The organism is Myceligenerans halotolerans (genome assembly GCF_054782975.1).
Window position 1 is genome coordinate 1 of the sequence record NZ_BAAGRL010000021.1, and the last position, 22,510, is coordinate 22,510.

Sequence of the window (22,510 nt, forward strand, 5' to 3'; positions counted from 1 at the left end):
TCAGGGGCGCGGCTGGCAGGGTGGCGCCTGGCTCGACCAGGATGGTGCGTCCCAGCCAGGATTTTTCTGGAATGGCCGATGCTTGGTTCAGCGACTGCCCCTCGATGCGGGTGACCCGGTACAGCTTGAGGTCGGTCTGTGGATCGATGTCGGGCGCGTCCGCCGAGCCCTCGGTGCCTGGGATGCGCGTGATCCGGATCGGCCCGGGGGCTGTGCCGTAGGTGGCCGGGTCGCGGCGCAGCACGATGCGGTCGGTTCGGCCGGTTGCGCCGCCACCGGACGACTCTGGGATATCGATCGACTGGGTCTGCCCGGCCGGGACGATGTGCGGGTGGCCGTGGATGAGCGCGATGGACTCGATCGTGGCCGATCCGATCTCAGCTGTGTCCGAGCCGGACGGCAGCGTGAGGTCGTAGGCGCTGCCGTCGGTGTCACTGATGATCCCGGTGTCGTCACCGAAAATCTGCGCCCACCGCGCGAGAGTGAACTTCTCGCCCGGCAGCGGCCCTGAAAGCTCGATTCCTGTAGGCACGTCAGCGGCTCCTTTCGAGCTGTGCGAGACGTCGTTGGAGCTCGACCATCTGCGCGTCTGTGGGGTCCTGGATGGTGGTGGCGCCGGGAATTCCGACGGTGACCTTGCGGTCGACGACCTCGCGGGGTCGCACTGTGGTCATGACCTCGCGAACGCGTGGGTTCGGGATCGCCAGCGGCAGGCCGGGCAGCTCTACGCCGACACGGCTGCCGAGTCCGTAGGTGTCGCGGTAGACGGCGTCGCCGCCGTCGGCCAGGGTGAGCGTGACCGCGACGGGTGTAGCGCCGCGTTCGAGCTCACGGTTGGCGGCGTCAGCCATGACGGTCGAGTCGCTGGTCTGGCGCTGGTCCACCAGCGCCTCGCGGCGGCGCCCCCACAGGGTGACGGCGCCCTCGTTCGTGTACAGCGCCGCCTCGCGGGCCGACAGCTCGCCGGCAGCGAACACCACGGCGTCGGTAATCTCGGGCGCCTGCATCCGGTACCGCCAGGCAGTGACCTTGCCTGAGGTGCGGGCCGAGGTGAGCGAGCCGAACACAATGTCGGCGGACACGTCATCCACGTCAGTGACGACCACGGCCAGGCGCGGTGTTCCTGTGGACTCGTCGTGCACGATGTCGACGTCGAGATCTCCGCCCTCGGCGAGGTCGGCCACTACCTGCCCGAGCGCGTCCATGCGCGCCTCGTAGGTGGCGGTGCCGCCGCGGCCGGCCGAGGTGGGAACGAGCAGCTCGGCCAGACGGCGCGAGGCGATCGGAGCGGCCGGGCCCAGGTTGTCGGCGATGTAGCCCAGCAAGCTGTCCTCGCGCGCGCCGGTGCGAACGTCGTGCGACGCCGAGAAGCTGGATGGCGTGGAGCTCAGGGCATGAGACGGGTCTGGCCAGCAGCGACGGGACCACAGTTCGTCACGATCGCCGATGAACCCGAGGGTGGTTATGTCGGCCAACCTGCCCGTGAGCGGGTCGGCGTCGTAGGCGCGGTCGATCGTGCGCATCCGCCCCGAGGTCACGAACGCGCCGTCGTCGTAGAGGATCGTGCCCATGCCGGGCGTGAACGTCGGCAGAGCGTCTGACCGGCCGGTCAGGATCCACATGGGCGGCCCGTTGGACACGTGCCGCTCCACGACGTCCAGCTGCGACCAGGAGCTCAGTGGGTCCAGGGTGCGCTCGAGGTTCGCGTCTCGCGGGTGGATGGTCCAGGTCACCACATGCCCCCGTACTGCCCCCGCCACGTCAGCCGCAAGCGGGTGTTCGCGGTGGCGCCGGTGGCCGTGATCGAGATGAGGTTGTCCCCGACCGCCAGGGGCGCCAGGTTCGATCCCAGCGCGACCTTGCCCGCGGCCGGCGACCCGTTCAGGCGGATGGACTTGCGGCGGGGGTCGGTCACCACGCGAAGCGTGTCGCCGTCGGGCACACCGTCGGGCACCTCGAGGTAGAGGCCTGTGTTGGCCTCCAGGATCAGGCCGGCACCAGTAGGGCCGTCGATCTCGATCGTGGCGTAGGGCGGTAGTTCCGAGGTGATCGGCAGGGGCATGTCCGCGCCGAGGATCACGCTGGGTGCGAGTTCCAGGTCCTCGAAGTTCGGCGCGGTTGCGTCGAGGTCGTCCACGGCGAAGAAGTTGTCGGCTCCCGCACCCAGGCCGACCTCGAACGGCGGCGCGTCGGCGCGGTCCTCCGCGAACGGGTGCGGCGCAAAGAGGTCGAGCACGCGGTTCTGTCGCACCTGCGACGGGCTCCCGTTGCCCTCCAGGCCGCCGCGACGCACCATGCCGATCTGCCGAGTACCGTTCGGCGACTTCACCACCAGGCGGAACGATCCATCCTCGGTCATTCCGTTGCGCGGATTGGTGAGGTTCTTGAGCCGCTGGAGGCTCGCGTTCAGATCGACCCAGTCGCGCCCGCCGATCGTCACCGGCAGCAGTGCGTCACGCGGCGGGTACTCGACGCCGACGACCTGCGACCCGGCCGACCCAGGCGTGTACTCCTCCAGGATCTCGGTCGGTGCCTCCTCGAGCCCCGTCGCGCCGGCCTTCCACCGGATCGGTCCCGTGGACAGTTCGACGCGCCGAGTTCCGTCCCAGGACTCCAGCCACAGCGTCAGGTCGCGTGCGGCCGTGGTCGGCGGGGGCGGCTCCTGGACCGAGGCCAGCACGTAGAACGTCATGCGCTTCCCCCTGCCCTGAGCAGTTCGCGCTTCTGGTAGGCGCGTGTCAGTCCGCGCTCGATCGCCGCGTCCGTGCCGCCGTAGTGGGTGATGTGGATGTCACCCATGGACGACCCCGACGACTGGTAGGCCGGTGCCGAGGACAGTGCCTGCGCCGTCTGCGCGGCCGGGACCACGGTCCCCACCTGCGAGAAGCGGACCAACTCCGGGCCCTCCTCGCCGACTAGGAAGTCCTCACCAGGCCAGACCGGCCCGCCGTGCGCTCGGGCCTCGAGGTGCCTGTCGACGCGGATTCCCACGGTCCGGCCTGATGCGTCCGTGATGAACGACTGAACGGCGCTACGGGCCCTGGAGGTGTCCGCGACGATCTCGGTGACGATCTCCTTCGGAATCAGCCCGTACTGGTCTGCCAGCCGCTTGGCGTCGCGTCGCGTGACGCCAAGCGCTTCGGCCTGGTCCAGAAAAGCCTTCCGGGCCTGGCTCGCGCGGTCGCGCAGGGATGCCTGACTCTCTCCGGCATCTGCCGCAGCGCGCACCTGGTCGTGCAGCGAGTCGGACACGCCCCGGATCTGGTCATCCAGCCGGCGCCCCGAGCGGGTCGTGGTGTCGATCTGGCCGTCCAGGATGTCCAGGGACGACTTGGATCCGTCGGCCTCGTAGCCGACCTCGCCGATCGCGCCCGCGAGCCGCTTGCTCGTGTCCGACAGGCGCGCGGCGGCTTCGGCCGGGATGCGCAGCTCGTCGAGCTTCTCCTGCGCGGGGTCGAGGCCGTTCTGGATCAGGTTGGCGCGGATGGCGTCGGCTGCCGCCTCGGATCCGGCGTCCAGTTCGGCGAACGACGCCTCGGCTCCCTCGCGGATCTCGTCGAATTTTTCGACGGCATCTTCGAGATCCACGAAGGGGATCGAGTCGATGCCCTCGATCAGGGATCCGATCAGGCCCAGGATGCCGGGGCCGACTGTGGCGACCATGTCGCCGAATCCCTCGGTCCCTGCGGCGGCACCTTCGGCCAGCGCTCGCCCGAAATCGAGTGCGCCCTCAGCGGCATCGAAGAGGAAGGTTGTGACTGCTTCGCGATTCTGGGAGACGAAGTCCGCGAAGCCCTCGATCTGGGGTGAGAACGCCTCGGCGAGCGCACCCTTGATGCTGTTCCCGGCCACTTCGATGTTGCGCACGGCGGATTCGAGCTTGCCGGAAGCGTTGTCCCCGATGGTGTCCAGCGCCCGGGCAGCGGCTCCCGACAGGTTGTCGAAGTCGCTGGCCGCGGTGTCCAGGTCCATCGCGAAGAGCGCGGCGCCGAGGTCCTCGGCCTGGGTGCCGAAGAGCGCGACAGCCGCCGCGTTGCGCTCGATCGGGTCCTCGACGTCGCGCAGGGCGTCCAGGGTCCGCCCGAGCGCCTCAGATGCGGTCTCGCCACCCTTGCCGACTGCCTCCTCCATCTCAGAGGCGGACAGCCCGATGGTCGCGAATCCGTCGGCTGTGGTCTGGGAGTCGTCGACCGCCCGGACGGCGAATTCCTTGAGGGCGTCCGCCGCGATGTCGGTGTCGCGGGCACCTGCCTGCACGCCCTGGGACAGCAGCCCCAGGACTTGTTCGCCCTCGAGGCCGAGCACGCGCCACTGGGTGGAGTACTCGTCGAGCACATCCAGCCAGTCCTCGGAGACGTTCAGACCGGCCTGCTGGCCGCGCACGATGATGTCGAACGCTTCGCTGGCGTCCCGGGCCAGGCCGGTACGCAGGAGCTGCTGCGCCGAGCGGGTCACGCGAGGGATGTCCTCGCCGATGACATGGGCGACGCCGGACAGGGACTCGATGATCTGCTGCGCGTCGCGCTGGGTGGCGTCCGGGTCGAGCAGTCCGGCCTGCACTGCCTGGCGGGCGGTGTCCATGTTGGCCGCCACGGAGTCGCCCCAGTTGGACGCGTACGCCTCGCCAGCGGCGGCACCGAATTTCCCTGCTGTGGCTTCGTCGAGGCCGGTTCGTGCGGAGAAGAGATCCTCGCGCACTTCGACCCCGAGGCCGTCCTTGAAACCCTGGATCACCGCGTCGGCGGCGGTGTGCGCGATCCCGACGATGGCGCCTGCGATTGGGATGGTTGCCAGTGCACCGACGATCCCGCCGACGAGAGCGTCGCCGCCACGGGAGCCGCCCTCGCTGCCGCTCCTCTCGGCCCCGTCCGCGAGACCGTCGAGTGCGCTCTCTGCGGCGGACGTGTCGGCGTCCACCTGGATCTCGGGGTCAAGCCCTCCGATGCGGTCTGCCTCGGCCTCTACGCGGGAGGACGCAGCCAGGGCGTCCTGCACGTTCGCGCCGATATCCAGAGCGACGCGGCGTGCATCCAGTTTCTTGCCGCGGGTCTCGACGAGGTCCGCTGCCTGGGTAAAGCCTCGGACGTCGCCCGTGAAGATGGACTCGAGCTCGGCGACGATCACGCGATCACCCCCCGAGGGCCTTGCGGAGCCGTGAGCCTCGCTCGCTGAGGAGGCCGGAGATCAGGTCGCGCAGCGCGGGCCAGGGCTGCTCGAGGATCTGCGCTGGAGCGATGCCGTACAGGGCGGCGAGGTCGACGGTGACGAGGTGCCAGCGGGTCAGGATGTCCCACCAGTCGACCGACCGCCCCGGCCCCCCTTGCGCTTGCGCGACCCGTTCCGGCGGGACGTCGTACCACTCGTAGAGGCCCGTGTTCTCGTCGTAGGCGCCGCGTCCGTACTGGTCCCAGTCCTCGACCGTTTCGATGACGCCTTCGCTTTTGGGCCGACATCACCCGCCTGGAGCGCGTTCACGTACGCCTGCGCTTTCTCCTCGCCCTGAACCCAGGCGAACAGTGCGATGGTGGTGAGGTAGCCGAGCGCGCGTTCCGGGATGCCGTCGGCGTGCATGCGCTGGGCCATCTCGGCACCGAGGATGATGTCCTCGGCGCTCTCGTCACCCGCGACCTGCTTGATGGCCGCCGCTCGCTCGCCCTCGGGCAGCCGGTAGGCGGCCAGGAGCGCAGCGCAGCGCAGGCGGCGCTCCGTGCCGGGCGCGGGGATGACGTATGTTTCCCCGCGCCACGGCAGCTGGATCGAGTCGCGTTCCACCGCATGGTCGAGCAGATCGACCAGGCCCGTGAGCTGCATCGATCAGACCCGGCCGTCGAACGGGTTGGTCGCGAGGCGCGTCGGCGAGCCCTTGCCGGTCAGGGTGACCTGCCAGCGCTCGATCGAGCCGTCGTCCACAGGCGCGATCGCGACGGTGGCGTCGCCCTCCCAGGCGCCCTTCGGGTCGCCCACAGTCCCTGTCTTGGGGGCGTGGTAAAAGCGCACCTTGACGACGGCCACGGTCCCGATCGCGTCGCCCACGGCGGCGCTCAGGATGCCGTACTCGTCGACCAGCGCCTGAGTGGTGCTGTCACGCGACGGGATGACGCGGAAGCCGAGTGTCCAGTTCCACGCCGAGACGTCGGAGTTTGCGGCCCCGAGGTCGTCGTTCGTCTGGGCGTTGTCGAGCACCGGCGTGAACGTCGGCACGACCTGGTCGGCCCGGCGGATCGAGATGTAGGCCGGGGTCGCGAGGGACTCGTCCCAGATGTCGATGAGGTGCTCGTACCGGCGAGCGAGTTCGGCGCCGGCGGGCAGTGAGGAATCGTAAGGCATGGGTCAGCCCTCCGGGGTGACGAGGTAGTTGAGAGTGAGTTCGGGGCGGTCGTTGCCGTCCGCGCCGAGGGGCAGTGGGCCCGAGACCCACTCCGAGTTGAGGCCAGAGACGCGAGTCATCTGGGCGAGGACGGCATCGATGGCGTCAGCGATGTCGTCCGCCGAGGTGCGGTCGCCGGACGAGCCGCGTACACGGATCTGCACGAGGCGCGGGCCGCGGTCGCCGTCGTTGGTTCGCACGCCGGTCCCGCCGTAGCGAGTGATCCCGATCGCGCGGTCCGGGTCGGCGCCGATCGCGCCATACCAGATCCCGACCTCGGCGGCCGTGTATGCCGGGCCGCTCGGACGCCACACGCCGATGCCCTGATCGGCGAGGATCTGCGCCAGGGTCTGGATCAGGGTTGAGTCGTTCACGGTTCACCCCCTGATTTCCTGGTGCTCGCGCAGGCGCGGGAGGACGATCGACGGCATGTCTCTCATCGCGGCACTTTTTGACGTCCGGTTCGACCGTCTGATCTCGCGGCAGCTGCTCGGCCTCGTGTACGGCATCGCGCTCGGTCTGCACCTACTCACGGGCGTGGTGCTGACCATCGCGTTCCTCGCCAGCGGCGCGGTGTGGATGGTGATGCTGGGCGCGGTAGTCGTGCCCGCTGTTACCGTCCTGGGCGCGCTCGGATTGCGTGTCCTGTTCGAGGCGGCGGCCGTCTTCTTCCGCGGGGCGGAGGACTTGCGGGCCGTCCGGGATGGAGCGCTATCCCAGCCGCCGGCGCACTGACGCGGCGACGATCTGCTCGACCTCGCGCGCCGAGTCCAGAGCGGCGGACTCCAGGAACTTCGCCTGCCCGTCGTCGTGGCGCAGGGTGAGGTCTTCGTGCTGCTTGACGGCGTAGGGGAGGTCGTTCACCACGGCCGACCCCAGGTCGTCCGGGGTGGCGGGCACGACAGTGTGTGCGGAGCGCAGGTCGCCGTACTCCAGCGGCGTGCGTGGGACCGCGACGGCGCGGACGCGCTCAGCTGCGAGGGTCAGCCCTTCGGCAGCGCCTTCACGCACGCGGCGCACCATCTCGGCGGCGCTCATTACGCTCATTCGAGGATCACCTCCACGCCTGCCAGATCCGGGTCGTCGGCGTGGTGCGTGGCGGTCGTGATGACCCGCCGCTCGGTGGTCTCGGTGGGCAGCTGCATGAGCGACCCCGCGGGGGCGATCGTGCCCGACGGCGCGTAGACGGTCGCCGATGAGACGACCTCGGCCGCATCGGGCCCGCGCACGAGCCGCGTGGACTCGTCGACCAGGGCATCGACCTCGACGGCGGGGCCGTAGATGTCGCCCATGCCGCCGGAGCCGGTCAGCGGCCGGATCGTGACCGCCTGGTCCTCCCAGTCGGCCCAGACCTCGCTCATCCGATCACCTGCACACCGGGCCAGATGTCGAGGTCCCACAGGTAGCCCGCGGCCTCGTCGGTCAGGTGCGTGGTGATGTAGCGCCGCTGGGACGCGTCGCGCTCGTACACGGCGTACTGCACGCTGCGAGGGCCGAGAGACTTCGAGGCGACGACGCCGGGATTGCCGCCGCCCGCCTGCGCCGGGTCGATGCCAGCCTCGACCCAGGTGGAGACCTGTGCACAGACGGCGTCACGGAATCCCTCGGCCACCGTGGTGTCGGTCGGCAGCCTCTCGGCATCGACGTCGTACACCGCGGTGAGCGTCGCGGTGCGCACGAGACCGGAGGCGTGGGCCAGGAGCCGGGCGACGTTCGCGGGCGGGTCGGTCAGGCCCCACGGAGACGCCGCGAGGTCACTGGTGGTGGCGTAGACGAGGACCATGGGCATCTCCAGGTGAAGCGGTGACGGGCGCAGGACGAGTCATGACAGGGCCGGAAGTGCCCGGATGGACAGCCCCGACTCGACCTTCGGTGGAGTCAACAGGTGCAGCGTGGACCTTTCCGGGCCACCGTTGACGCCCGTCACCAGATGGGGGCACGCGGACAGGCGGCAGGGCCTGCCCCCGTGCGGTCTCAGGACTGCGGCGGGGTGTTCGCCGCGTCGGCCTCGGCCTTCGCCTTACGCTCGGCGACGGCGGCGAGGACGGCCTCGACGACGGCGGGCTTCGGGCCCGCCGGGACATCGACGCCGTTGTCGCCCGCCCACGCCGTGAGCTGGGCGACGGTCCAGCCCTCGGCCGGGTCCTGGCCCTCGGGGTAGGCGCGCTCGGGCTCCGGCTCGACCGGCGCCCAATGCGGGCTCGCCGCGTATCGGGCCTCGGCCACTGCGCCGGAGGCGTGGACCGTGCGGCCGTCGGCGGCGTTCTTGAACAGGGGCATGTCGTTTCCCTCCAGGGGGTGCGCGCGGGCGCCCGTGTGAGTGGGCGCCCGCGCGCTGCAGGTCAGGCGAGGGCGCCGCGCAGGACGCCGTGCGAGGACGCGTTCATGTAGTCCAGGCCGACCTCGCCGTAGATCTGCACGTCGTCGGACGAACCGGTCTTGGCCAGCGGCTCCTCGAAGAACACGCCCTTGCCGGGCGTGTTCAGGAAGACCGGGCGGCACTCGGACAGCGTCGCGATGCCGATCGCGTCCTGCGGCACAGCACGGTCGAGCATGATGCCGAGCGTGCCGAAGTCCGTGAGGACGCTGTCGACGGCGACGCCACCGATGCGCTCGCCCGAGACCAGCGGGTCCGCCTTGCCGTACAGGTCGGCGAAGACGCGGGTGATGGCCCGCTTCTGCGTCGAGTTCACGAGGAACGAGGCGGCGCCACCGGTGAGGCCGCCGGCGTCGAACACGTCCTGCACCATGCCGAGGATGTCGTCCGCGGCCAGGGCCGAGGCCGACACCGAGTGGTAGTCGACGTTCGCGGTGCTAGTGCCGAGCGTGATGTCGGCGCCACCCTGGGTCGCACCGATCTCGAACGAGACCGTGGTGGACACCGAGGTCACGTAGTAGATGCGGCCGACCACGACGTTCGTCATGTCGCCGACGTCGGTGAACACGATCTTGTCGTTCACCGACAGTGTGTGACCGCCCACGGGGGTGATGACCGTGGTCGCTGAGGAGGCGCCGGTGGCGACGTTGTCGCCGAGGTCGACCCGGGTCGCCGCGGCGGCGAACAGGCCACGGGTCTTGCGGGCCGTCGTGTTGTCGGCCGGCTTCTGGTAGACGCCGTTGATGAAGCTCCAGTTGACGTCGCGCGCCTGCTGGGTCAGCTCCTGGGCGACCTGCCAGTCGAGCTCGTTGGTCACGGGGTTCGTCCCGGCGATGTTCGCGCCGGCGAACTGCCCGACCGAGGCCTGCTTGGTGTACGACACCGACACCTTGGCCTGCTGGATCTGGCAGACGTTGGAGAAGTTGGTGCGCACGCGCCCCTGCGCGGTCGGTGCCGTGGCGCCTTCCAGCGCGGTGTTCTGGCCCGGTTCACGCAGGTCGTAGCCCTGCCACTCGAACTCGGCGCTGGTGGTCTGGCCGCCGCCGCTGTTCAGGCTGCCGATGGCGGACAGGAACGGCGTGTCGGCGGGGGTGAGCGAGATGAGCTCGCCGTGGTAGTTCGGCAGGTTGAAGGTCGTGCCGAGTCCGGTGATACCGGCCATGATGGGTCCTCCTCAGGACAAGGTCAGACGTTCGCCTTCCGCCGCTTGAGGGCGATGGCGAGACGGTGGTCGCCAGCCTTCTCGGCAGCGGCGATCTGGGCGTCGATGTCCACGAGCTCCCCGGACCCGCCGGGGTGCTGCGGGCTCGATGCGCCGGCCACCGGGGCCTGTGCGAGGAGCCGTGGGTTGTCGGTGACGGCCTTCTTGACGAGGGCGTCGACCTGGGTGGCGAAGTCGGCGGCGGCCGGGTCGAGTGCCTCGAGCTGGGCCACGATGGACCTGCGCTCCAGCAGCTCGGCGGGGTCGGCGCCATGCTTGCCAGCCGCCTTGTAGGCGGCGAGTTCGACCTGTGCGGCCTTCGCCGATGCCGTGGCCTCCTGGGCCGCGGTCGCGAGTGCTGCGGGGTCGGGCGGGGTGTCGTCCTGGACGAGGCCGAGCGCCTTGCCGATGGTCTGGGCCAGCTCCTGGCGGGCCTCGTCAGCGGCGGCGGCCTTGGCGTTCGTGCGGTCGGCCCCGTTCTCGCGGCGGAGGCGTTCGATCTCGGCCTTGGCCTTCTCGGGGTCGTTCCACGGGCTGTCGTTCGCCGGGGGGTCCGTGGCCGGCGGCGCACCGGGCGCAGGCGGCGTGGGGGCCGGCGGGGTCGCAGCGGCCGGGTCGACCGCGGGCGCTGCGGGGACCGCAGGTGCAGCCGGAGCTGCGGGAGCCGGAGCTGCCGGGGTCACCCCGGGCGTGCCGTTCGCCGGGTCCTGGGCGTGGAACCGGAGCCGCGTGAAGCGCGGGTGGTCCAGGCCGGGGGTGGGCAGGATCGGCAGGCGGGTGTTGCGGGACATGATCGGCCTCCTGGGCGCGGTCGAGTGTCAGACACCGCAGATAGGTTCAGCGGTGACCCCTGCCACGCACCGGGCGTGCAGGGAAGAGCGAAAGGAAAGGGATGAGCTCCACCATTACCGAAGCCCACGACGCGGCATGTATAGCCGCGTTGGACGCCGCGAAGGCGTGCGCCGACAGGGCAAAGTCCGCCACGGGCTCGAACGCCGCCCTGGCTGCGACCTGTGCCGCAGCAGCGAAGGACCTGGCTGAGGCGTATGCGTTTCTCACGGCGCCTGAGGCGTCGCACTGACAGCTCTACGCACGCACGTTGCCGAGGTCGGGCTGCTCGCGGTTTCGCTGCCGCATCAGCCCGGTCTCGGCGACGTGAGCACGGATATGCGCCTGTAGCGTCCGGATCTTCGCGTTCGCAGCGCGCTTGGTCTCGTCGTCGACGGCGGCCATGGCCTCCAGCTTGGTCTTGCGGACCTCGCGCTCCAGGCGCCGGAGCTTCTGCCGCTCGGCCTCAGCCTCGGGGTCGTAGTGCGTGACGTCCGCGATCACCGAGAGGCCGGGCAAGTATGCAACTGCGGAACAGCGACAATTCGGATGACGCCACCGGGTCCGCTTGGCCTCGTCGATGGTCCCGGCCACGGTGACCGTGACCTCGCCGTCGCCGTTCGCCCTCGGGACGCTGGTGCGGCCGGTCGGCCCCGAGTTGGTGCGCAGGATCTTCCCGGCCCAACGCGCGCAGCGCTCGCACGCTCCGGCGCCGACGACGATGGACACGAGGTCGACGCCGTTGTCCTGCATGGCCGTGACCTTGGCGTCGTCGTACGAGCGCCTCGTGGCTGATCGCGTGGCCATCTCCACGTAGCTGGCGAGGTTCCACCGGCGGCCTGCCTTGTCGACGAAGCCGGTCACGCCCTGGCTGAGCAGCTTGCCCCACGCGCCCTGCTGGGCCGTGCGGGTCGTGCCCAGACCGAGCGTGACGTCGGTGGAGAACGTGGCGACGGCGCGTTGGAACACGTCCTGCGGGAACCTGAGCACCCGCCGGGTCACATCCTCCAGCGCGTTGGACAGGTCCGCGCGGATCGCCGACGCGGCACCCGCGCCCGGGATCGCCTCCGTGGGCCGGACGAGCGACGTGCCGGGGGCAACTCCCTCTCGCGCACCGGTGGTGCCGACGACGTCGGACAGCTCGTCCAGGGCCGCGGTTATGCCGCGCTCCTCCGCGGTGGCCAGCACACGGTCGAGCACCTCGGGCGAGGTCTGGCGCAGCCAGTTGGCCACGCGCCTGGCCTCGGCCGTGAGCTCGCCCAGGCGCAGGATCCGATCGGGTGAGGTCTCGCCCGCGCCGAGGCCGGCGCGCACCTGGAGCGCCACGGACCCGACGAGGCGGCGCTCGGCCGAGGTGAACAGCTCCACGAGCTCGACCATCACGGCGTCGAGGCCGTCGCGGCGGTCGGGGATGAACCGGGGCATCGGTCATGCCTGGATCTGGAACGGGTCGGGCAGCGGCGTGCCGGTCTCGGCCATGATCTTGGCCGCCTCCTCCTTGATCTGCTCGTCGTCCCAGTCCGAGTGGACCATCTGCACCCGCGTCTCCACGGACGCCGCCTGGGCGATCTGTAGCGACTGCACGGTCTGCGCCATGGACAGGGCCGAGTCCTGCACGGTGTCCGAGAACTCGACGTTGACGGGGTCGAGCCAGTCCAGGCCCGGGGTGCGGAAGATCGCGGCGTCGATCGACATCATCTTGCGCGACAGGTAGGCGACGGCGGGCTGTTCCTGCCGGATCTTGCGGCCCCGGGTTTGATAGCTCTTCCGCTCCCGCGAGTGGACCTCGGTCGCGGTCATGATGCCGTCGGTGCCGTCCTCGAACGTCGCGGAGGCGTACCCGGCGGCGCTGATGACGCGCTTGACGCCGTCGGCTACGGCGGCGAGGTGCTCCTCCACGCGGATGTCGAACTGCTGCGGCGTGATCTCCTGCTTGCCGTCCTCGGTGGGCGGTGCGTTGACGCCCTCGTAGACCTCGCGGTCCAGATCGAAGTTGGCGCCCTTGCCGGGGCCGTTGGAATCCAGCATCGAGGACGGCACGATGATGCGGGCCTTGGCGAGCCGGATGTCGCGCAGCAGGGACGAGTACTCCTCGTCGACGGCGTCCATCAGGCCCATAATCGGGCCCGCCCAGTCGGACTCGCCGAGGTCGCGGCCGACGGGGTCGGTGCGCCACTCCTTGGCCGGGGTCGCGTTCGGGATGTAGGCGACGCACAGGCCCGGGGTGCGCAGGTCGACGAGGGCACCGTCCATGCCGACGCGGGTGGCGTACGGCGCAGTCTCGGGCTGCTCGGTGAGCGGGATGGGCCGGCCGAGCTGGTTCTCGCTGCCCTCGTACAGGCCATGCGAGACGGTGCCCATGCCGGCGCTGTCGAGCTCGTGCCGCTCGAGGTGGCGGCGTACGACGTTGCCGTTGCGGGCGACCACGGTCCAGAACGTGACGGCGACCAGGTTGCCCCAGACGAACTCGGGCCAGGCGGCGTCGGCGTCCACGGTGGACAGGAACGGCATGTCGGCGGACGGGTCCCAGGTGACGCGGTGGTAGCGCCCGCCGAGCGCTGCACCGACCTCCGCGCCGGTCGCGAGCAGGTCGTGCAGGCCGCCCTCGGCGTACTCGTCGAGGCGGTCCTGCGTCTGCGTGCTGCTCGTGGTCGCGAAGAGGCTGGGCGGCTCGGAGTACAGCAGGTTTGCCGAGGTGCGGGCCAGGTCGGCGGCGATGGGGATGTGCATGTGGTCGCCGCGCTGGGATTCCTGCGACGTCTGCCGGCCCCACCAGAGCCGCGTGTAGATCCGGCCGATCGGACCGTTGGGGCGCTGGACGGCGCGCGGGCCGGTGATGCTGCGGCCGTAGACCTTCTCCAGACGCTCGGGCGTGCCGACGTACCAGGCGTCCCACTCGTGCAGCCGGGGCGTGATGTTCTTGAGCTGTTCCGGCGGCCAGATCAGGTCCGTGGTGGGGAGCGGCATTCGGTCACTCCTCTCCGGCGCCTGGTGCGCTGTCGTAGGCCGGTGTGAGCGGGATGAGCCCGCGCCAGCGGTCCCGGGGCGTGTAGACCGCGTACCGGAGCGCGTCGGCCTCGTCGTCGTCGGCCTTGACCGGCGCGGTCTCGCCGCGGGCTGTGGCCTTCTCGTCCCAGACGTAGCCCGGGATCTTCTCGATCAGGTGCTTGCACCGGTCAGACACGACCAGCTTGTCGACGGCGAGCAGCGCGGCGACGGTGCGGATGCCGGGCAGGACGGCCTTGTGGGCCTTCATGACGTTGGTGTAGCCGTCGTGCCAGAGCTGGTGGCCGAAGGTCGAGGCCGCGTGGTCGTAAGCGATCCACTCGGGCGGCCACTGGTCGCGCTCGGCAAGCCAGCGGCGCAGGTCCGCGGAGTGCTGGCCGACGGTCATGGAGCCAGGCGCCCACTCGTCGAGGACGTACAGCCGGTGTTCGCCGTCGTGGCCGGGCCGCATGTCGGGTCCGAGGCCGAGCAGGTACCCGCGGGTGGCGTGCACGTCGCCGTAGTCGGCGCCGAGCGTGAGAACCCGGGTTATCTCCGGGATCGCTGCGGCGCGGATCACGTGCCGTGCCTCGTCCCAGCCCTCGTAGACCGCGCCGGCGGCCTGGACCCACTCGCCGAGGATGAAGCGCCGATACCAGAGCCCCACGTACTCGCGGCTGATCTGGGCGACGTACTCGGCGGCCAGGTGGATGTTGTCCACCAGCGTGAAGCGGAAGACCCGGTAGCCGAGCTCGGCGGCGCGGTCGACGACCTGCTTCTTGAACCAGTGCGCGGGCCCGTCGGGGTTGGTGGTGGCGAAGAGCCTGGCTCCGGGGACCGACATGCGGCCCAGGAGCTGCGTCCAGAACGCCTCGGCCACGAGCGTGGACTCGTCGACGTAGGCACCGGCCACGGTGAGGCCGCGAAGCACCATCTCGGCGCGCGCGTCGCTGGCGCCGAGGACGTGCACGGTGCGGCCGAGGATGACGCCGGTGGGCGCTCCGGGCGTGTAGCTGACGAACTGGGCGAAGCGGCCGAAGATGGCGCGGTCCTGGAGCGGCACGAACACGTTGCGCGCGACGCTCTCCCTGGTCCGTCCGACGACGACGAGCGCGCCGGTCGTGGGCGCCGACCGGACGTACAGGAGCCACGCCAGCAGCGACGCGATGGTCTTGCCGGAGCGGATGGCGCCGACCCAGACGTTGACGCGCGCTGTGGCCCGCACGATGGACCAGACCTGCCGGGGGGAGAACCCGGCGAGGATCGTGGTCACGAGCGCGGCGGACAGGGCAGCTGCGGTGGTCACTGGTCGGGCCCCATGTCGGGCAGCGTCTTGGCGACCTCGGCGAGTGCGTCGGCGATCTGGTCGAGCGCTCCGACGGCCTCGGCGACGCCCGTGTCGGCGTCGTGGGTGGCGATCTTGAGGGACCGGTCGACGGCGACGACGGCGGCTTGCATGAGCCGCTGTTTGTCGGCGGGGGTGGGCTCGTCCTGGGTCCAGGTGACGCGGACGTAGTCCTTGCCGCCATGGTCGATGTACTCGTGGGGCTGCCAGAGCTGGGCGCGTAGCTTCTCGGCGTCCTCGAGTAGCTGGAGCTCGAGCGTGGCCCGGCGTGCCTTGGCGTCGATAACCTTCGCCTGTGTCGCCGCGACGGTGACCGTGCGGTCCGACCGCACCCCGAGCGCTCGTGCCCGGTTCGCCACAGCCCCACGGCTGCGGCCGATCCGCCGGCCGATCTCGGACTGCGGGACGCCTTGGGCGACGAGCTGGCGGAGCGCCTCGTCTTCCTCGGCGCTCCAACTGTTGGATCTGGCGGCCATGCGCGACCACCTCGCCCCCGTCCAGGCACGCAGAAGGCCCGGGAACGGTTACGTCCTCCGGGCCTTCTGCGGGAAATTCTCCAGCAGAGCACACTCTAGGGATTCAGACTGGCGTCCGCAACGCGGCGTGCCGTGCAGCGTGTCACAGCATCGGGCGTATCGAGCACTGCTGCATCGTGTGGCGCCAGTCCGCCTCGATCGCCTGCTCGTCGATGAGGAAGACCATCCCGGCGGGCAGCCAGCGGGAAACCCTGACGGTCACGATGCCTTCGAGGCCACGTGCCTTGACCGTCTCGACCGCCCGCGACTCCAGGTCGGGCGGCACGATGAGCGTACGCCGTGAGTCCTCGTACACCTGTGCCCAGAACCGGACGTCGTCGAGCATGCTCATGCCGCCGATCCTTCCACGTTCGCCCGCGCCCCACGCTGCCACCGCACGATGGCGAGGCCGAGGGCCGTGCTGAACGGGTAGAGCCCGTCTCCGGGCGGCAGGTACGGCACGCCGGCCCACAGGTCCCACCGGAGACGTTCGGGCAGCTTCCTGCGCCGCGCCCAGGTCTGTACGGTGCGGAACGGGGTCTCCAGCCCGCACACCTTGAGCGCACTGGTCAGCTCCGACAGCGTCATGAGGCGCCCCTCCAGGCACTCCCGGATGTACGCCGCCTGCTCGTCCCGTGTGTGCTCGGCCCCGCACTCCCGACACGTCCGCGCCTGCCGCCCCGGGGCGATGTGCACCTCGGCCACGCATCCGGGCGTCGGGCAGGGCCCCAACCAGTCGGCGCGCACGGTCCCGCCGAGCACGGTCTCGCACCGGTGTCGCAGCTCGGCCGCGGTGTCCCGCAGGTCGATGCGTTCGTGCTCGTCGAGCCGCCACGCCTCGTATGCGGCCTGGCGGAGGCGTCCGGGCGGCGTGCGGGCCGTGAGGTCGACGCCGCGGTCGCCGAGGGCGAGCACCAGGTAGGCGAACGTGCGGTCGATCTCGGCGCACACGTCGGCGGCGCCGAGGTTGACGGGGATGCGTGACGGGTCGCCGGCCGACGGCATTCCGGTCAGCGCCCGCCCGCCTCCTCCCGCGCGGCGTGCGGCGACGTCGGGCCAGAGGTCGGCCACTGTGAGGAGGTCGTCGCGCAGGGTCATGTCGGCCAGGCGGGCGGCGGCGTCTTCGTGTGCGCGGGCGAGCAGCGGGGCGACCGCTCGCGACCGACGTCGGCTCATGCTCGGACCTCCGTGTCGGTGTTGATGGGCGGCCACCAGCCGTGCAGGCCACACCTGGGGCACTCCCGGCTGCTCCACCCCTGGTACAGCCGCGATCCAGCCATCTCGGCGGCGTCCACGTACCCATCGGGCAGAGGGTGGTCGTGGCAGGCGTCGGGGCATTCGGTCCCGCGGGCTCCCGGCGCCTGGTCGCCGCCGCAGATGTAGGTTGCACCGGCCGTCACGCCCGGCCCTCCTTCGCCCGTGCCCGCAGCCATTCCGTGACGTGCTGGGCGGTGGCGATCCGCTCTCGCGCGGGGTCGGCGTAGCGCGGCGCGTTAGCCCACTCGCCTCGCTGCCAGGCGCGGGCCGTCGCCTCCAGCGCCCGCGCGGCCACCTCACGGTCATGCTCGGCGAGCCAGCGGTCGAACTCGGCGACCTGCCCCGGGATGTCCTCGTCGCGGGTGCAGCGCGCCGTCACCCACGCCCCCCGCACCTCGTCCGTCGTCGGCGTGTAGTCGCTCATGTCCCCTCCTTCGCCAGTCCGTCCAGGCGGTCCTGGATCAGGTCCACGACGGCGTCAGCCCGGAAGGCGTCGCCGATGTCGCGGGTCTCGTAGACGTGCCAGGTCGCGACCTCGGCGCGCATCTCCTCCAGCAGCTCCTTGCGCGCATCGACTTGTACCCCGGCAAACCAGGCGTTGAGCCGGTCGGCGGCTTCGATCTGTGCCTCGGTCAGCTCGCTCACGGCCGCCGCTCCTCTCGCGTCTCCCCGCACCCGTCCACCGTGCAGACGAGCCGCCGCTTTCGGTCGGCGTGGGTGGTCTGGTCCTGCCAGCGGTGCACGTGGTCCGCCTCCGTCCCGCCGGCGAGCGCTCGGAGCGCTTCGGTCACCATGTCGTCGGTGTCGTACAGCGGGTCCTTGTTCCAGCGCTCCAGCAGCCCTCGCACGCGCCCGATCACCGCCTCGGCTTCCTCGGCCCGCTTCACGAGGGGCGCGTTGCCCTCCACGGCGGTCAGGAGCGAGGTGTGCGCCTCGCGCAGATGGTTCTCGACCTCGGTGAGCCTGTTGGCGAGGCCCCTGCGCGTCGCAGACTCGTCCTTGGCGATCTGGCGCGCCTCCTCCAGCCGCCGCATGGTCGCCGTCTTCCCGTCCTCGACGCGCTCGATCCGCACGCCGGGCAGCTCGCCCACGCCGCCGCGCGTGCGGACGGTGTGCACGACCTGGGCGACGGCCTGTAGCTCGGCCGTGATCCTCTCCTGCGTCATGAGGTCCGCGCGGGCCTGGTCGCGTTCGCTGGTCAGCCGCGGCACGGTGACCTCGCGCATGTGCTGCGCCGCGATCTGGGCCGGCACGGTTTCGCCGCCGTCGAGCCCCGCCAGCACCTCGTCCCGCTCGGTGACCGCCCGGTCCCGCTCACGCTCCATCCGGTCGGCCTCGTCGCCCCACTCGTGCAGTCTGGTGATGCCGAGGTTGTGAGCCTCGTCCCGTAGCCGATCTCCGAGCGACCCCGGGGCGACGCGTACGACGGTCAGCGGCCCGCGTTCGGCGAGGCGGGTGGCGGTCATGTGCCAGGAGCCGCCGTCGGCGAACCAGTGTCCGTCGGCGTCGCGCTGGAACTCATGGCCGCCGTCGTGGTGGTCCTTGACGATGGTGCCCACGGGCGCGGCGCGGAGGACTACGGCGAGGTCGGCGCCGTCGATCCTGTCGCCCTCGCGGAAGTCGTGCCGGCCGACGCGCCAGCGGGCCGGGGTGGTCTCGGTCATCGGATCTCCAGTTCCAGTGCGTCCTGCTCCCCGGTCGGGGGCAGTCCGGGTGGTGTGGGGTCGAGGGGCCTGCGGGCCCGCCGGGTGAACAGTTCGGTGTTGAGGCACGAGCCGCTGCCCCAGTCGAGCCGCAGGTAGTGCACGCGCCCGTTGTGCATGTGGGCCTTGGGTGGCTCGATCTCGGTCACGACGACGTCGGTCCAGGTCTCGCGGGGTGGCTGGTTGCCGGTGAAGGACCGCAGGCGGTAGGTCTCGCCGACCCGGGGCGTCACCATGCGTCCTCCTCGGGCGGCTCGTTCTCGTCGTCCGGCACCTGCTCGTCCGCCAGCTCTCGCAGCCGCGGCCCGCTCTCGTCCCGCCGGCAGTCGCCGCACCACGCATCCCCGGCGGGTGTCCGGTCCGCGCGGTTCCCGTGCACGCAGGTCTCCCCGGGCTTGGGTGCCGTCCTGGCCCCGCAGTCGGCGAGGACCTCGCGGACGAGTAGGGCGCCGCGCCGGTTGGTGGCGGCCTGGATCTCGGGGTCGATGAGGTCGCGGGGGTCGGCGGGGTGGTAGCCGCGTGGTGGTCCGGCGTAGTAGGGGTTCTCGGTCATGGCTCGTCACGCTCCGGGATGCCAGCGACCTTGATCTTGCGGGGGTCGGTGCGGAGCTTGTGACGCATGGCTTCGACTCCCCTCACGGTCCGACCGAGGGATAGCGCAACCTCGGCCGCAGTCCTGCGCAGGTCGGCGGCCATTTCGAGTTCCGGACCGGTCCACTGCTTGTTCCGGTTCGTAGCCCCCGGCAGCGATTGCGACTGGGTGGCCTCGCGGTACGCGCGGACTCGCGCACGTTCCTTCTCTGGATCGATCTCGTATCGCTTGCGGTTCTTTCGCCTGTCGCGCTCTCGAACCTCGTCGGTGTGCTTCCAGCGATACCGGCGCTGGATCTCAGCCTGGCGCTCGGGGTATTCCTTGTAGCGACGGCGGGCGTTAGCGGCCTTGCAGAACTTGCACCGGGCGTCTCGGCCGAGGAGGCAGTTCGGGTGAGGGCTGAACTCGTCGAGCGCCTTCGTCTCGCCGCACTGAGTGCAGGTTTTGGTCTGGTCAGTGGTCACGCTGCGCCTCCTTCGATGACGCGGAGCTGGGGTGTGGCGAGCAGGTGGCGGACGGGGTCGGGGCAGTCGCACTGCCGCTGGTGCTGGGCGATGACGTCGTGGACGCGGGTGCCGTGGCGGTCGATGAGGGTTCGGTGCGCCTGTTCGGTGGTCATCTCGGCGTCGATCTCTTCGTGGCCGGAGTTATCCACAGGGGCACTCAGGTTGGTCCCATGAGGAGGGTTATTCCTCTCCGTGATTTCCTCCGTCCCTCCTACGTACTTCTTAGGGGTGCGGTTTTCCGCACCCTCGTTTGCGGTTTTCCGCACCCTGTTGGGTGCGGTTTCTCGCACACTCTTGGGTGCGGTTTTCCGCACACTGGACGGGGCAGCCAGCGGGTCGAGGTGGAGTTTGTACACAGCCCGGTACTTCAGTCGGCCGGCCTGCAGCACCTCCACCGCGCCCGCCTCGCGGAGCACCTTGAGACCCTCGTAGACCTGGCGCCGCGAACGGCCGCCCGCCTCGATCAGCGACTGCTCGCCGTCGAAGTAGACGCGCGGCGGCCGTCCGTCCTTGCTCGCGCTGTCCAGCGACTTGAGCGCCATCCAGACCAGGAGCAGCTTGGGTAGGGGCGCCAGGTCGGGGTACATGGCGAAGGCGGCGGAGACGTTGCGGGCGCCCACCTATGCCCCCTCGACGAACCGGCGCAGCGCTCGGCGCACCTCGGCCGGGCGCATGATGACGAGCGGGTCGAGTACGGAGAGCACACGGGCGGCCGGGACCGCCCAGGACGGCACTGGGTCGTCGGTCGTGGCTACGAGCTCGCCCACGGGTTCGACTCGGTACAGCGCGCCTCGGGGGTAGCCGGCCGCGTAGACGCGCGCGTACTGGCGTTCCTGGGTGACGTAGACGAACCGCGGGTCGTTCGGGTCGGTGGCGAGCTGGCTGCCTGCTCGTCGCGCCTCGCACGTCGGGCAGCCGTCGACCAGGTGACTCGCGTCGTCCGCTTCACGCGGCGTGATGAGGTCGCGCGGACGCAGTCCAGGGACGCCGCCGTGGTAGTACGTCATGCCGCCACCCGCCTCTTGCGCGGACGGGTCTCGGTCGGGATGACGTGTGTGTGCTCCTCACGACGGGCGGCAGCGGCGGCGGTCAGGACCTTCACGACATCGTCCCGCCCGAGGCGGTACGCGCTGCGCTCGACCGATTCGAGGGTGATCCCGACCCGCGCGGCGGCGCGGCCGTGGTCCTCGCCGGAGCGCACCAGGTGAAGCCATTCGGTGAGCCGGTCGTCGGCGCCGACCGTCGAGGCGGCGTCGGCAGGCTCGGCGGTCGGGTCGTCGATCGTCTCGTCGTCCCAGGCCATGGCGGGCGCCCAGCCGGCCGAGTTGGCGCGATTGATGGTGCGGGCGTAGGCGGCCTTGTCGTGCCACTGCTCGTGCGGTGGCACCTGGTCCCACAGCTGGTCGTAGATGTCGGCGACGGCCTTGACGGTGCGGGCGCTGGTTCTCGTGCCGCCACGCAGGATCTTGTCCAGCGCCTGGCGGTCTACCCCGGAGGCCGTCTCGAGCTTGCCGACCGACCAGCCGGCGCATGCGAGGGCCTGGAGGCGCCGCCGGGTGCCGGTGGTGTCGATGCGGGCGCCGTCGGCCAGGTCGCTGACGTCGAGGCGTAGCGCGAGGAGCTTCCTGGCTGTGGCGAGCGTGACCCGCTTGGACGGGTCGCGGCGCGTTCCGTCCGGGCGGCGCGTCCCGTAGACCAGCTTGGCGAGGGTGCCGTGAGAGACGCCGGTGCGGGCCGCCACGGTCTTGAGCCCCATACCGGCGTCCATCAGCCGGCGCACGTGTTCGCGCACGGGCTCGGCGTCGGTAAAGGCGTCGCGCCCGTACGCGCGCTGGCGCTTGCGCCACGACTCGTACTCGGAGGCGGCCTTCGCGCACGGCAGGCACCGGCACCTGTCCAGCACGTAGGCGTTGCGGGTGCCGTGCTCGTGGCGGCCGTCGTGCGGGCAGGGCTTCGGGGTGCGGTCGACGGCGCGCATCCGGTCAGCGCCGCGGCGGGCCTTGGCGCGCTTGGCTCGCCAGTGGTTGCAGGAGTGCTTGCGGCGCGCGTAGTCGGCGATGCCCTCTGACGCGTAGGAGCCGTGCCAGCCGCAGTCGCACCAGGCGTTGACGCGTTTCATGCCGCGCCCTCGGTGGCCCCTGCCAGGAAGCGCTCGGCCTGCTCGCGCTCGGCAGGGTTGGAGAAGTCGAACAGCGCGCGGATGCCGTTGCGTTCCTTCGTCGCGAGGGCATCGGCCAGGCATTGCATCGCCACCGGGCACTCACGGCACACGGCCCGCGCCTCGGCGATGTGCCGCCGCTTGGGCTCCCCGCGCTCCTCGTCGACGAAGAAGAACAGCTCGGGGTCCTCGTCGAGGCAGCGCGCGTCCTCCCGCCACTCGATGCTGACGGGCCGGTAGATGCGTGCGTCCAGGTGGGCGACGTTCCGCGGGCCGGTCACGACGGGACCTCGATGCCGAGCGCGGTCTCCAGGACATCGCGGATCTCGTCCCGGGTAGCGCCGACGCCGATCCCGCCGGCCACGAGACCGACCGCGGCGCCGCGCATCTCCTCGACGCTGACGCCGGGAACGGGGCCCACGTCGACCAGGTCACCGAGGTTGGGGTTGGTGTTCTCGCTCATCACTTCTTCTCCTCCAAGCCGAGCTGCTTGAGCGCGGCCTTCTCCTCGGCGGGGGTCTTGCTGTGCTTCTTCACCTGGCGGCGGGCCTTGTCCTTCTCGGCGTCGGTGGCGTCCTTGATCTGGCCGCCCAGCACGGTGGCGAGCAGATGGTTGAGGCTCGGGGGTGGGGTCACTGGGTGTGTCTCCGGAGCTGAGCCCGGGGCCGACGGCGCG

Annotated in this window: 34 protein-coding genes; 2 read left to right on the top strand and 32 right to left on the bottom strand. The window is 70.8% G+C overall.

Going from position 1 to position 22,510, the window contains the following annotated elements; all coding sequences use genetic code 11:
- The 7 genes from ACYVK5_RS13375 to ACYVK5_RS13405 form a co-directional block, all read right to left on the bottom strand.
- Positions 1-532: hypothetical protein (locus ACYVK5_RS13375; protein WP_460705711.1), on the bottom strand; the 532-nt coding region annotated here is incomplete at its 3' end.
- Position 533: 1 nt separating this feature from the next.
- Complete coding sequence (locus ACYVK5_RS13380; protein WP_460705713.1) at positions 534-1,733, bottom strand: Gp37-like protein; 1,200 nt, start codon at positions 1,731-1,733, stop codon at positions 534-536.
- A complete protein-coding gene (locus ACYVK5_RS13385; RefSeq protein WP_460705715.1) occupies positions 1,730-2,692 on the bottom strand; it encodes a phage distal tail protein in 963 nt (320 codons plus the stop codon). The genes ACYVK5_RS13380 and ACYVK5_RS13385 overlap by 4 nt, the downstream gene beginning before the upstream one ends.
- Positions 2,689-5,124 (bottom strand): phage tail tape measure protein, encoded by a 2,436-nt coding sequence (locus tag ACYVK5_RS13390; RefSeq protein ID WP_460705717.1) that lies wholly within the window; start codon positions 5,122-5,124, stop codon positions 2,689-2,691. Before ACYVK5_RS13390 ends, ACYVK5_RS13385 begins: the two co-directional genes overlap by 4 nt.
- 156 nt (positions 5,125-5,280) lie before the next feature.
- Positions 5,281-5,811: a DUF7426 family protein gene (locus ACYVK5_RS13395; RefSeq protein ID WP_460705719.1), complete on the bottom strand. Its 531-nt coding sequence runs from the start codon at positions 5,809-5,811 to the stop codon at positions 5,281-5,283.
- 3 nt (positions 5,812-5,814) lie between these two features.
- Positions 5,815-6,327 carry a hypothetical protein gene (locus ACYVK5_RS13400; protein WP_460705721.1) on the bottom strand — a complete coding sequence of 171 codons (513 nt, stop codon included), beginning with the start codon at positions 6,325-6,327 and terminating at the stop codon, positions 5,815-5,817.
- Between the two features lie 3 nt (positions 6,328-6,330).
- Positions 6,331-6,741, bottom strand: coding sequence for a minor capsid protein (locus ACYVK5_RS13405; protein WP_460705723.1), 411 nt, complete (start codon positions 6,739-6,741; stop codon positions 6,331-6,333).
- Between the two features lie 55 nt (positions 6,742-6,796).
- Here ACYVK5_RS13405 and ACYVK5_RS13410 point away from each other — a divergent pair, with 55 nt between their 5' ends.
- On the top strand, positions 6,797-7,102 hold the full coding sequence (locus ACYVK5_RS13410; protein ID WP_460705725.1) for a DUF4282 domain-containing protein: 306 nt from the start codon (positions 6,797-6,799) through the stop codon (positions 7,100-7,102).
- Here the strand turns inward: ACYVK5_RS13410 and ACYVK5_RS13415 are convergent.
- From ACYVK5_RS13415 to ACYVK5_RS13440, 6 genes are all read right to left on the bottom strand, one after another.
- Positions 7,079-7,414, bottom strand: coding sequence for a hypothetical protein (locus ACYVK5_RS13415; RefSeq protein ID WP_460705727.1), 336 nt, complete (start codon positions 7,412-7,414; stop codon positions 7,079-7,081). The two genes, ACYVK5_RS13410 and ACYVK5_RS13415, sit on opposite strands and share 24 nt — an antisense overlap.
- Positions 7,411-7,728 (bottom strand): hypothetical protein, encoded by a 318-nt coding sequence (locus ACYVK5_RS13420; protein WP_460705729.1) that lies wholly within the window; start codon positions 7,726-7,728, stop codon positions 7,411-7,413. The genes ACYVK5_RS13415 and ACYVK5_RS13420 overlap by 4 nt, the downstream gene beginning before the upstream one ends.
- Entirely contained in the window at positions 7,725-8,150 is a 426-nt protein-coding gene (locus ACYVK5_RS13425) for a head-tail connector protein (protein ID WP_460705731.1), read from the bottom strand. The genes ACYVK5_RS13420 and ACYVK5_RS13425 overlap by 4 nt, the downstream gene beginning before the upstream one ends.
- Positions 8,151-8,341: 191 nt before the next feature.
- A complete protein-coding gene (locus ACYVK5_RS13430; protein WP_460705733.1) occupies positions 8,342-8,647 on the bottom strand; it encodes a hypothetical protein in 306 nt (101 codons plus the stop codon).
- Positions 8,648-8,709: 62 nt separating this feature from the next.
- Positions 8,710-9,906: an SU10 major capsid protein gene (locus ACYVK5_RS13435; RefSeq protein WP_460705735.1), complete on the bottom strand. Its 1,197-nt coding sequence runs from the start codon at positions 9,904-9,906 to the stop codon at positions 8,710-8,712.
- A gap of 23 nt (positions 9,907-9,929) precedes the next feature.
- Entirely contained in the window at positions 9,930-10,736 is an 807-nt protein-coding gene (locus ACYVK5_RS13440; protein ID WP_460705737.1) for a hypothetical protein, read from the bottom strand.
- Between the two features lie 101 nt (positions 10,737-10,837).
- Here ACYVK5_RS13440 and ACYVK5_RS13445 point away from each other — a divergent pair, with 101 nt between their 5' ends.
- A complete protein-coding gene (locus ACYVK5_RS13445) occupies positions 10,838-11,026 on the top strand; it encodes a hypothetical protein (RefSeq protein ID WP_460705739.1) in 189 nt (62 codons plus the stop codon).
- A 5-nt stretch (positions 11,027-11,031) separates the two neighbouring features.
- Here ACYVK5_RS13445 and ACYVK5_RS13450 read toward each other — a convergent pair whose 3' ends face one another.
- The 19 genes from ACYVK5_RS13450 to ACYVK5_RS13540 all read right to left on the bottom strand — a co-directional run bounded on the left by ACYVK5_RS13450 (position 11,032) and on the right by ACYVK5_RS13540 (position 22,470).
- Positions 11,032-12,198: a phage minor capsid protein gene (locus ACYVK5_RS13450; protein WP_460705741.1), complete on the bottom strand. Its 1,167-nt coding sequence runs from the start codon at positions 12,196-12,198 to the stop codon at positions 11,032-11,034.
- Positions 12,199-12,201: 3 nt separating this feature from the next.
- A complete protein-coding gene (locus ACYVK5_RS13455; RefSeq protein WP_460705743.1) occupies positions 12,202-13,740 on the bottom strand; it encodes a phage portal protein in 1,539 nt (512 codons plus the stop codon).
- A gap of 4 nt (positions 13,741-13,744) precedes the next feature.
- Complete coding sequence (locus ACYVK5_RS13460; protein WP_460705745.1) at positions 13,745-15,064, bottom strand: PBSX family phage terminase large subunit; 1,320 nt, start codon at positions 15,062-15,064, stop codon at positions 13,745-13,747.
- On the bottom strand, positions 15,061-15,579 hold the full coding sequence (locus ACYVK5_RS13465; protein WP_460705747.1) for a GcrA family cell cycle regulator: 519 nt from the start codon (positions 15,577-15,579) through the stop codon (positions 15,061-15,063). The genes ACYVK5_RS13460 and ACYVK5_RS13465 overlap by 4 nt, the downstream gene beginning before the upstream one ends.
- Before the next feature lie 142 nt (positions 15,580-15,721).
- The gene (locus ACYVK5_RS13470) at positions 15,722-15,970 is read right to left on the bottom strand and encodes a hypothetical protein (protein WP_460705749.1); all 249 of its coding nucleotides are present in this window, start codon (positions 15,968-15,970) and stop codon (positions 15,722-15,724) included.
- Positions 15,967-16,794, bottom strand: a complete 828-nt coding sequence (locus ACYVK5_RS13475) for a hypothetical protein (RefSeq protein ID WP_460705751.1) — start codon at positions 16,792-16,794, stop codon at positions 15,967-15,969. The genes ACYVK5_RS13470 and ACYVK5_RS13475 overlap by 4 nt, the downstream gene beginning before the upstream one ends.
- Complete coding sequence (locus ACYVK5_RS13480) at positions 16,791-17,018, bottom strand: hypothetical protein (RefSeq protein WP_460705753.1); 228 nt, start codon at positions 17,016-17,018, stop codon at positions 16,791-16,793. Before ACYVK5_RS13480 ends, ACYVK5_RS13475 begins: the two co-directional genes overlap by 4 nt.
- Positions 17,015-17,299 (bottom strand): hypothetical protein, encoded by a 285-nt coding sequence (locus ACYVK5_RS13485; protein ID WP_460705755.1) that lies wholly within the window; start codon positions 17,297-17,299, stop codon positions 17,015-17,017. Before ACYVK5_RS13485 ends, ACYVK5_RS13480 begins: the two co-directional genes overlap by 4 nt.
- Positions 17,296-17,520 (bottom strand): hypothetical protein, encoded by a 225-nt coding sequence (locus ACYVK5_RS13490; RefSeq protein WP_460705757.1) that lies wholly within the window; start codon positions 17,518-17,520, stop codon positions 17,296-17,298. The genes ACYVK5_RS13485 and ACYVK5_RS13490 overlap by 4 nt, the downstream gene beginning before the upstream one ends.
- The gene (locus ACYVK5_RS13495) at positions 17,517-18,539 is read right to left on the bottom strand and encodes a hypothetical protein (protein WP_460705759.1); all 1,023 of its coding nucleotides are present in this window, start codon (positions 18,537-18,539) and stop codon (positions 17,517-17,519) included. Before ACYVK5_RS13495 ends, ACYVK5_RS13490 begins: the two co-directional genes overlap by 4 nt.
- Positions 18,536-18,814: a hypothetical protein gene (locus ACYVK5_RS13500; RefSeq protein ID WP_460705761.1), complete on the bottom strand. Its 279-nt coding sequence runs from the start codon at positions 18,812-18,814 to the stop codon at positions 18,536-18,538. The genes ACYVK5_RS13495 and ACYVK5_RS13500 overlap by 4 nt, the downstream gene beginning before the upstream one ends.
- Positions 18,808-19,131, bottom strand: coding sequence for a hypothetical protein (locus tag ACYVK5_RS13505; RefSeq protein WP_460705763.1), 324 nt, complete (start codon positions 19,129-19,131; stop codon positions 18,808-18,810). The genes ACYVK5_RS13500 and ACYVK5_RS13505 overlap by 7 nt, the downstream gene beginning before the upstream one ends.
- On the bottom strand, positions 19,128-19,634 hold the full coding sequence (locus ACYVK5_RS13510; protein ID WP_460705765.1) for a hypothetical protein: 507 nt from the start codon (positions 19,632-19,634) through the stop codon (positions 19,128-19,130). Before ACYVK5_RS13510 ends, ACYVK5_RS13505 begins: the two co-directional genes overlap by 4 nt.
- The gene (locus ACYVK5_RS13515; protein ID WP_460705767.1) at positions 19,631-20,296 is read right to left on the bottom strand and encodes a hypothetical protein; all 666 of its coding nucleotides are present in this window, start codon (positions 20,294-20,296) and stop codon (positions 19,631-19,633) included. The genes ACYVK5_RS13510 and ACYVK5_RS13515 overlap by 4 nt, the downstream gene beginning before the upstream one ends.
- Positions 20,297-20,683, bottom strand: coding sequence for a hypothetical protein (locus ACYVK5_RS13520; RefSeq protein ID WP_460705769.1), 387 nt, complete (start codon positions 20,681-20,683; stop codon positions 20,297-20,299).
- The gene (locus ACYVK5_RS13525) at positions 20,680-21,795 is read right to left on the bottom strand and encodes a hypothetical protein (RefSeq protein WP_460705771.1); all 1,116 of its coding nucleotides are present in this window, start codon (positions 21,793-21,795) and stop codon (positions 20,680-20,682) included. The genes ACYVK5_RS13520 and ACYVK5_RS13525 overlap by 4 nt, the downstream gene beginning before the upstream one ends.
- Positions 21,792-22,115 (bottom strand): WhiB family transcriptional regulator, encoded by a 324-nt coding sequence (locus ACYVK5_RS13530; RefSeq protein WP_460705773.1) that lies wholly within the window; start codon positions 22,113-22,115, stop codon positions 21,792-21,794. The genes ACYVK5_RS13525 and ACYVK5_RS13530 overlap by 4 nt, the downstream gene beginning before the upstream one ends.
- A complete protein-coding gene (locus tag ACYVK5_RS13535; RefSeq protein WP_460705775.1) occupies positions 22,112-22,297 on the bottom strand; it encodes a hypothetical protein in 186 nt (61 codons plus the stop codon). Before ACYVK5_RS13535 ends, ACYVK5_RS13530 begins: the two co-directional genes overlap by 4 nt.
- Positions 22,297-22,470 carry a hypothetical protein gene (locus ACYVK5_RS13540; RefSeq protein ID WP_460705777.1) on the bottom strand — a complete coding sequence of 58 codons (174 nt, stop codon included), beginning with the start codon at positions 22,468-22,470 and terminating at the stop codon, positions 22,297-22,299. Before ACYVK5_RS13540 ends, ACYVK5_RS13535 begins: the two co-directional genes overlap by 1 nt.
- Positions 22,471-22,510 lie beyond the last annotated feature (40 nt).